Annotated in this window: 1 protein-coding gene and 1 pseudogene; both read left to right on the top strand. The window is 65.7% G+C overall.

What is annotated here, in order from left to right:
- Positions 1-245, top strand: a pseudogene (locus tag AOK17_RS47215) (alpha-1,4-glucan--maltose-1-phosphate maltosyltransferase); the annotation flags it as partial.
- On the top strand, positions 242-1,927 hold a 1,686-nt coding region (gene treS, locus AOK17_RS47220), incomplete at its 3' end, for a maltose alpha-D-glucosyltransferase (RefSeq protein WP_055618785.1). The pseudogene AOK17_RS47215 and the gene treS, both read left to right, overlap by 4 nt.

Consider the following 1,927-nt stretch of genomic DNA (forward strand, 5'->3'; position numbering starts at 1 on the left):
ACACGGTTCTGGTGGTCGTGAACCTCGACCCTCACCACACCCAGGAGGCCACGGTCTCGTTGGACATGCCACGACTCGGCCTCGACTGGCACGAGTCGATGCCGGTGCGCGACGAGCTCACCGGCGAGACCTACCACTGGGGCAGGACCAACTACGTACGCCTTGAGCCCGGGCACCGGCCCGCGCACGTACTGACCGTCCTGCGACCGTCCTCACCGCCAACCGGAGGGTCACCCACACCATGATCGTCAACGAGCCCGTCCCGGACACCTTCGAAGACACCCCGCAAAAAGACCGGGACCCCGAATGGTTCAAACGCGCCGTCTTCTACGAAGTCCTCGTCCGCTCCTTCCAGGACAGCAACGGCGACGGCATCGGCGACCTCAAAGGCCTCACCGCCAAACTCGACTACCTGCAATGGCTCGGCGTCGACTGCCTCTGGCTCCCCCCCTTCTTCAAATCCCCGCTACGCGACGGCGGCTACGACGTCTCCGACTACACCGCCGTCCTCCCCGAATTCGGTGACCTCGCCGACTTCGTCGAATTCGTCGACGCCGCCCACCAACGCGGCATGCGCGTCATCATCGACTTCGTCATGAACCACACCAGCGACCAGCACCCCTGGTTCCAGCAGTCCCGCAACGACCCAGAAGGTCCCTACGGCGACTACTACATGTGGGCCGACGACGACAAGCAATACCCCGACGCCCGCATCATCTTCGTCGACACCGAAGCCTCCAACTGGACCTTCGACCCCGTCCGCAAGCAGTACTACTGGCACCGCTTCTTCTCCCACCAGCCCGACCTCAACTTCGAGAACCCGGCCGTCCAGGAAGAAATCGTCTCCGCCCTGCGGTTCTGGCTCGACCTGGGCATCGACGGCTTCCGCCTCGACGCCGTCCCCTACCTCTTCGCCGAGGAGGGCACCGACTGCGAGAACCTCCCCGCCACCCACGAGGTCCTCAAACGGGTGCGCGCGGAGATCGACGCCCACTACCCCGACACCGTCCTGCTCGCCGAGGCCAACCAATGGCCCGAGGACGTCGTCGACTACTTCGGCGACTACAGCGCCGGCGGCGACGAATGCCACATGGCGTTCCACTTCCCCGTCATGCCCCGCATCTTCATGGCCGTCCGCCGCGAATCCCGCTACCCGGTCTCCGAAATCCTCGCGAAGACGCCGGCGATCCCGTCCGGCTGCCAGTGGGGCATCTTCCTGCGCAACCACGACGAGCTCACCCTCGAAATGGTCACCGACGAAGAACGCGACTACATGTACGCGGAATACGCCAAAGACCCACGCATGCGCGCCAACATCGGCATCCGCCGCCGGCTGGCCACCCTGCTGGACAACGACCGCAACCAGATCGAACTCTTCACCGCCCTGCTGCTCTCCCTCCCCGGCAGCCCGATCCTCTACTACGGCGACGAGATCGGCATGGGCGACAACATCTGGCTCGGCGACCGCGACGCCGTCCGCACCCCCATGCAGTGGACCCCGGACCGCAACGCCGGCTTCTCCTCCTGCGACCCCGGACGCCTCTACCTGCCCACGATCATGGACCCGGTCTACGGCTACCAGGTCACCAACGTCGAAGCCTCCATGAGCTCGCCCTCGTCGCTGCTGCACTGGACCCGGCGCATGATCGAGATCCGCAAACAGAACCCCGCCTTCGGCCTCGGCTCCTACACCGAACTGCCCTCCTCCAACCCCGCCGTCATCGCCTTCCTGCGCGAACACGGCGACGACCTCGTCCTGTGCGTCCACAACTTCTCCCGCTTCGCCCAGCCCACCGAACTCGACCTCCAGGCCTTCAGCGGACGCCACCCCGTCGAACTCATCGGCGGCGTCCGCTTCCCCGCCATCGGCGAACTCCCCTACCTCCTCACCCTCGCCGGACACGGCTTCTACTGGTTCCGACTCCGC

Source organism: Streptomyces phaeochromogenes (assembly GCF_001418655.1).
Classification (GTDB): Bacteria; Actinomycetota; Actinomycetes; order Streptomycetales; family Streptomycetaceae; genus Streptomyces; species Streptomyces phaeochromogenes.